This is a genomic window from Planktotalea sp. (genome assembly GCF_050633725.1).
Lineage (GTDB): Bacteria > Pseudomonadota > Alphaproteobacteria > Rhodobacterales > Rhodobacteraceae > Planktotalea.
Genome location: NZ_JBOEHB010000007.1, coordinates 138,398 through 141,705 on the forward strand (window position 1 = coordinate 138,398; position 3,308 = coordinate 141,705).

The following is a 3,308-nucleotide window of genomic DNA, read 5'->3' on the forward strand; positions in this document are numbered from 1 at the left end:
GAAAGCTATATCACTGGACGGATTGGATAACCCATGAGCAATCAACATATTTCATCCGCCTTTGATCGCGACCTAGAAGCGATCCAAGCGCAAATCATGAAAATGGGCGGCATGGTAGAGCGCGCTATTCTGGATGCAGCTAAGTCGCTTGAAACGCGCGACGTTGAGCTGGCCGAACAAGTACGCGCAGGTGACAAAGCGATTGATGCGCTTGAGCAAACGATCAATGAAGAAGCCGCGCGCGTTATCGCGATCCGCGCTCCTACAGCGATTGATTTGCGCCTGATCCTGTCTGTGATCAAAATCAGTGCCTCGCTTGAGCGCATTGGCGATTACGCGAAGAACATGGCAAAACGCACATCGGTCCTGTCGGGACTGCCTGAAGTGGACGGGAGCCAAACCGCCCTGCGCCGTATGGCGCGCGAGGTTCAGGATATGCTCAAGAACGTCTTGGATTCTTATGTTCAGCGCGACGCTGAACTTGCGTTGAATGTCATTCAGCAAGACACCGACGTCGATCAGATGTATAACGCTTTGTTCCGTGAATTTCTGACCTTCATGATGGAAGATCCACGTAACATTACCCCATGTATGCACCTGCATTTCATTGCTAAAAACACCGAACGTATGGGCGATCTTGTGACAAACATCGCTGAGCAGGTGGTCTATTTGGTGACTGGCGAAACACCAGAGGAAGGGCGACCGAAGGGCGATTTGTCCTCCACTGATCTGTCGGTTTCCAAGGTCTAAATAAGGTCCAAACCCATGAGCGCGACCCAGCCGTGTATCCTGATTGTCGAGGACGAACCGTCTCAGCGTGAGGTGTTGAACTACAATCTGACCGCAGAGGGGTTTCGTGTGGTTCAGGCAACGAGCGGCGACGAAGGCTTGCTGCTTGTGCGCGAAGAAATGCCCGATGCCATTGTGCTTGATTGGATGTTGCCGGGCGTGTCCGGCATTGAGGTCTGTCGTCAAATAAAGTCCGTCAGCGAAACAAAAGGCATTCCTGTGATTATGCTGTCGGCGCGCTCGGAAGAGGTGGACAAGGTGCGCGGGCTGGAAACAGGCGCGGATGACTATGTGGTCAAACCCTATTCGATCAAAGAGTTGATTGCGCGTGTAAGGGCGCAGCTTCGCCGCACCCGCGCTGCGGCGATCGGCGAGTTGCTGGTCTTTGAAGACATCATTCTGGACGGGGAAACCCACCGCGTGACGCGCGGCGGGATCGAGGTAAAGCTTGGCCCAACCGAGTTTCGCCTGCTCAGCCATTTCATCGAAAAACCGGGGCGTGTTTGGCCACGCGAGCAATTGCTCGATCGGGTGTGGGGGCGCGATGCGTTTATGGACACGCGCACTGTTGACGTTCATGTGGGGCGCTTGCGTAAAGCATTGAAAGCGACGGGCGGCAGTGATCCGATCCGAACGGTACGCGGCGCGGGCTATGCACTGGGCTAACGCGCGGCTTATCGCGGCAAGCTGTCTTCATCTTGGGACTGCGTGGCAATCCAATCGCGAAAAACGCGTAGTGCTGGATTGATGGACTGATTGTTTGGCCAAACCAGATAATAGGCACCCAACGAGCGCGTTGGCCCGTCAAACGCAGTGACAAGGCGACCGGCCGCAAGCTCTTGCTCGGCAATGAAATCAGGCAGCAACGCAATGCCCAAACCGTGAATTGCCGCCTGAGTAATCGTTGAAAACTGATCAAATTGCGCACCAGATTGGTTTGGCGGCGGCGCGTCATGCGAGGCAAGCCAAGTGCGCCACGCATCAGGGCGGGTTTGAATATGGAGCAAGGGCAGGGCGCTTAGATCCTTTGCGCTGTTGATCGTCGCTTCTTTCAGCAGGCTCGGCGCGCACACTGGAATTAACGTTTCGTCGCGCAAAAGCAGACTTTGACAATTCTCCCAACTGCCTGAACCATATTGTATTGCGGCGTCAAATGGATCGCTTTGGAACGCGACAGGCGTCAGGCGGGTGGACAGATTAACCGTCACATCCGGATGTAGCGTGGCGAAATAGGCAAGGCGCGGCACCAGCCATCGCATCCCGAAGCTGGGCAAAATCGCAAGGCTCAAACCGCCGGCACCCGGCAATGCGTGAAGCTGCATGGACGCTCGCGTAATCTGCGCCAATGCACCGCGTACATCACTGGCATACCGCGCGCCTGCCTCGCTCATCTTCATGCGGCGTTTCTCGCGAATAATAAGCGAGGCACCAAGCTGATCTTCCAGAATTTGCAATTGCCGCGACACTGCACTTTGTGTGAGCGAGAGCTCTTCGGCAGCTGCGGTTGCTGTGCCAAGACGATCAAGGGCCTCAAGCGCGCGCAAAGAGGCCAGCGAGGGCAGGTAGCGACGCTGTGTGATCGGGGTTTTCATATTCCAAAAACTCATGAACTGCTGAGGTGATCTTGTTAGCGCCTATCAGATGGCTGGTCTATGTCTGACGCAATATTTATGCCTGAATTGTTGAAAGAGAGCCAAAATGAGCGATAAACCAGCCTTGCGCGCCAAAGATCAACCTGATTTGAGTTCATTCCAGTGGGATGACCCATTCCGCATGGCGGATCAACTTACAGAAGATGAGCGCATGATCGCGGAAAGCGCGCGCTCTTATGCACAAGAAAAGCTGCAACCTCGTGTTCTCGAGGCGTATGTCGAAGAAAAAACCGATCCTGAAATCTTTCGCGAGATGGGTGATATGGGCTTGCTCGGCACGACCATTCCTGAAGAATACGGCGGGCTAGGGGCTGGATATGTCAGCTATGGCCTTGTTGCGCGCGAAGTAGAGCGTGTGGACAGCGGTTACCGTTCGATGATGTCGGTTCAGTCCAGCTTGGTCATGTATCCGATCTATGCGTATGGCAGTGAAGAGCAACGCAAAAAATATCTCCCCAAGTTGGCCTCTGGTGAATGGATTGGCTGTTTCGGCTTGACCGAGCCTGATGCGGGATCAGACCCCGCAGGCATGAAAACCCGCGCGGTGAAAACGGCAACGGGTTACAAGATCACCGGTTCGAAAATGTGGATTTCCAACAGTCCAATCGCAGACGTTTTTGTTGTTTGGGCTAAGTCTGAAGAGCATGGCGGCAAAATTCGCGGCTTTGTGCTTGAGAAAGGCATGAAGGGTCTGAGTGCACCGAAGGTCGGCAACAAGCTTTCTTTGCGCGCGTCTATCACGGGCGAAATTGTGATGGATAACGTTGAAGTCGGCGAGGATGCTTTGCTGCCGCATGTTCAAGGCCTCAAGGGTCCATTCGGCTGTCTTAACCGTGCGCGCTATGGCATCAGCTGGGGCGCGATGGG

General features: G+C 54.5%; 4 protein-coding genes. 3 read left to right on the forward strand and 1 reads right to left on the reverse strand.

Annotated features, from left to right (window positions below):
• The first annotated feature begins 33 nt into the window (after positions 1-33).
• Both phoU and phoB read left to right on the forward strand, forming a co-directional pair.
• The gene (gene phoU, locus ACRBCU_RS08000) at positions 34-750 is read left to right on the forward strand and encodes a phosphate signaling complex protein PhoU (protein WP_431364848.1); all 717 of its coding nucleotides are present in this window, start codon (positions 34-36) and stop codon (positions 748-750) included.
• A gap of 15 nt (positions 751-765) precedes the next feature.
• The gene (gene phoB / locus ACRBCU_RS08005) at positions 766-1,455 is read left to right on the forward strand and encodes a phosphate regulon transcriptional regulator PhoB (protein ID WP_431364849.1); all 690 of its coding nucleotides are present in this window, start codon (positions 766-768) and stop codon (positions 1,453-1,455) included.
• An 8-nt stretch (positions 1,456-1,463) separates the two neighbouring features.
• Here phoB and ACRBCU_RS08010 read toward each other — a convergent pair whose 3' ends face one another.
• Complete coding sequence (locus ACRBCU_RS08010; RefSeq protein WP_431364850.1) at positions 1,464-2,396, reverse strand: LysR substrate-binding domain-containing protein; 933 nt, start codon at positions 2,394-2,396, stop codon at positions 1,464-1,466.
• 91 nt (positions 2,397-2,487) lie between these two features.
• Here ACRBCU_RS08010 and ACRBCU_RS08015 point away from each other — a divergent pair.
• Positions 2,488-3,308 (forward strand): acyl-CoA dehydrogenase family protein (locus ACRBCU_RS08015; protein WP_431364851.1); only part of this gene is annotated, 821 nt, incomplete at its 3' end.

Coding starts and splice junctions, on each gene's coding strand:
- phoU (WP_431364848.1), top strand. CDS start 34: ATGAGCAATCAACATATTTCATCCGCCTTTGATCGCGACCTAGAAGCG.
- phoB (WP_431364849.1), top strand. CDS start 766: ATGAGCGCGACCCAGCCGTGTATCCTGATTGTCGAGGACGAACCGTCT.
- ACRBCU_RS08010 (WP_431364850.1), bottom strand. CDS start 2,396: ATGAGTTTTTGGAATATGAAAACCCCGATCACACAGCGTCGCTACCTG.